Source organism: Pseudonocardia sp. (genome assembly GCF_025965585.1).
Lineage (GTDB): Bacteria > Actinomycetota > Actinomycetes > Mycobacteriales > Pseudonocardiaceae > Pseudonocardia.
Map to the genome: position 1 here is coordinate 1 of NZ_JAOPWR010000071.1, position 2,563 is coordinate 2,563.

2 protein-coding genes are annotated in these 2,563 nt (G+C 73.2%); both read right to left on the reverse strand.

Annotation, left to right across the window (positions count from 1 at the left end):
* Positions 1-219 precede the first annotated feature (219 nt).
* Positions 220-1,518 carry a PP2C family protein-serine/threonine phosphatase gene (locus tag JWR81_RS04515; RefSeq protein WP_297646885.1) on the reverse strand — a complete coding sequence of 433 codons (1,299 nt, stop codon included), beginning with the start codon at positions 1,516-1,518 and terminating at the stop codon, positions 220-222.
* Positions 1,460-2,563: cytochrome P450 (locus tag JWR81_RS04520; RefSeq protein ID WP_297646886.1), on the reverse strand; the 1,104-nt coding region annotated here is incomplete at its 5' end. The genes JWR81_RS04515 and JWR81_RS04520, both read right to left, overlap by 59 nt.

Genomic DNA, 2,563 nt, shown 5'->3' on the forward strand with positions numbered 1-2,563 from the left:
GATCTCGCGCGCTGTGGTGCCGTCCACCCCGATGTGTGCGGCGGAGGCACCGCAGCGCCGTGAGCGGTGGCCGGCGACGACGCCGAGAGCGACCCGGTCGGCGATGGAGCGGGGCAGTGAAGCAGCCGCTCGGCGGCGGTCGAGCCGGTCCTGTGCTCGGCCGCACCGTCGTGGACCGGTACGTGCTGCGTACCTTCCCTGCGCGGCCCTGGCCGTTACTCAGGGTGCTGCGCCCGGCAGGGTGGGGAACATCCGTAGGTGTCCGTCGGCCGACCAATCGACCAGCAGCAGGGTGGCGTCGTCCTGCAGCTGCCCGGCCTGGTGTTCGAGTACCGCAGCGCCGAGCCGGCGAAGCGTCTCGGGGGCCGAGAGCTCAGCGGCCGCGGCGCGTTCGGTGAGCTCCACGAGCCGGTCCTCGCCGAAGAACTCGCCGTCGGCGTCGCGGGCCTCGGTGATGCCGTCGGAGTAGAGCAGCAGCCGGTCGCCGGGTTCGAGCTGTTCGCGTGAGACCGTCACCGGTGGCCCACCCGACACCGCTACCCCGAGGGGTGGGCGCGGGGTGGCGCCGAGCTCCTTGACGACCTTTCCCTGCCGGACGACGAGCGGGGCCGGGTGCCCGGCCAGCAGGTAGTCCAGTGTGCCCGTGGCAGTGTCAAGGCGGGCGAGGACCGCGGTCGCGAACTGCAGCGGTCGCGGCTGGGCCGCGATGAACGCGTCGGCCGACGCGGCGATGGCCACGAGGTCCTCCTCGCCTGCGCGGCGGGCGTTGCGGATGGCGGTGATGGCCAGTGCGGTCGTCACGCCGGCCCGGATGTCGTGGCCGGCCGCGTCGAACACCGCGAGGTCGATCATGTCGCCCTCGACGTTGTAGTCGTAGGCGTCGCCGGCCACCTCGTCATGCGGCTCCAGCAGCGCGGACACCACGACGCGCTCGGTGGCGAACGTGCGGGGCGGGATCATCTGCCAGAGCAGCTCGGACGGCAGCGACAGCGGTCCGTTGCTGCGCCAGCGCCGTAACCGGTCGCTGTAGGCGATCTTGGTCATGACGATGTGGCCCACCAGGCCGGCCAGGGTCCACACCCACCGCCGCAACTCCGGACGATCCTCGGCACCGCCCCCGGTGCCGGGGTCGAGACCGATGCGCAATACTCCCGCCCGGTCGGCGCCGTCGAGCATCGGTACCCACAGCTGCCGACGGCCCCGCTCGTCGGTGCCGGCCAGGATCTCCCCGAGCTGGTAGGCCCGGCCGGCCATCGTCCCGACGACGTCGACCTGAGCGGCCGGTTCGGTGCGAACCGGGGTGAACACCCGCTGGGCCAGGTCGACCAGCAGCACCTCGGCTGTCAGGCCCACCGCCAGGACGGCGTCGTCCACGACTGTGGAGAGCTGCTCGCCCGTGGCCAGGTGCCCGGCGTCGATGATCTGCGCGAGCGCCCCCGCCCACGCTGCCGTCCACGAGTCACCGGTCTTCGCCGCCGCACAGTACAAGCCCACCTCCGTGGTGTCCGGTCCTCCCATGCGACGGCTCCGCAGCTCTGCGGCGCGCCCCACGAGGAGGAGCTTCAGCGGGGACGGCCCGCCGCAAGTGCAGCGGCGCCCTCGGCCAGCATGCCGTAGATCCCCTCGGCCTCCACGTGCCGACGCGGCGGGCGCCCCACCCGCTGCGGCGGGCCCCGCCGCCACCGCTCACGTGGGTGGCTCGAAGGGTCCCGACCTCCTGGCCGTCGCTGCACACGACGTACATGCCGGGGAAGTACTGCGCCCCGACCAGCCCCTCGCGCTTCCCCAACCCGGCCACGACCTGTTCGCGCGCGCCCGCGCCCGCGCGTTGAGCACCTCGGCCTGTTCGGTCGTCTCGTCGCGCTCCGATCGTCGCCACTCGGTCACCCGGCAGGCTAGGACTGCCGGCCGCCCGGTGTCGCTGCCGAGTGCGAAGACCACCGGCCTGCTCAGCCGACACGGTCGCAGGTGTCGGCGTGATGACGACGCCGCTGCGGGGGCGGGTCGGGATGCGGGACAGGTCGTAGTCAAGGTCCTGGGGCGCGAGCGTTTGCTGCAGTCCGGCGAGGGCGAGCATCCTCAGGACGACGCCTTCGCCAGGGCAGCGGTGGCCGTTCGTCACGTCACCACCGCCCTGGGAACGAGGGTGTCGGGGTCGACGCGACCCTGCAGGAAGGCCGTCCGGGTCGAACCGGTCCGGCTCGGGCCAGTGCTCGGGGTCGTGGTTGGTGCCGTGCACGTCGAGCACGACCAGCCCACCGCGGGGGACCCGCACGCCCAGGACGTCCTGCGCGGCCCGGGCGCGGGCGGCCAGGACAGGGACGAACGGGTAGAGCCGCTGGACCTCCTGCACGAATGCGTCCAGAGCCGCGTCGTCACCGGTCGCGATGCGCTCGCGCCACTCGGGGTACTCGTCAAGGGCCTTGCGGGCGAACTCGACGAACCACGCGACCGCGACCGTGGGCCGCACGACGTTGAGCACGGTGGTGGCGGCCACGCGCTCGGGCAGCAGCCAACCCTTCGGGTCGCGGGCGCGGGCGGCGGCGTGGAGCGCTGACCCGTA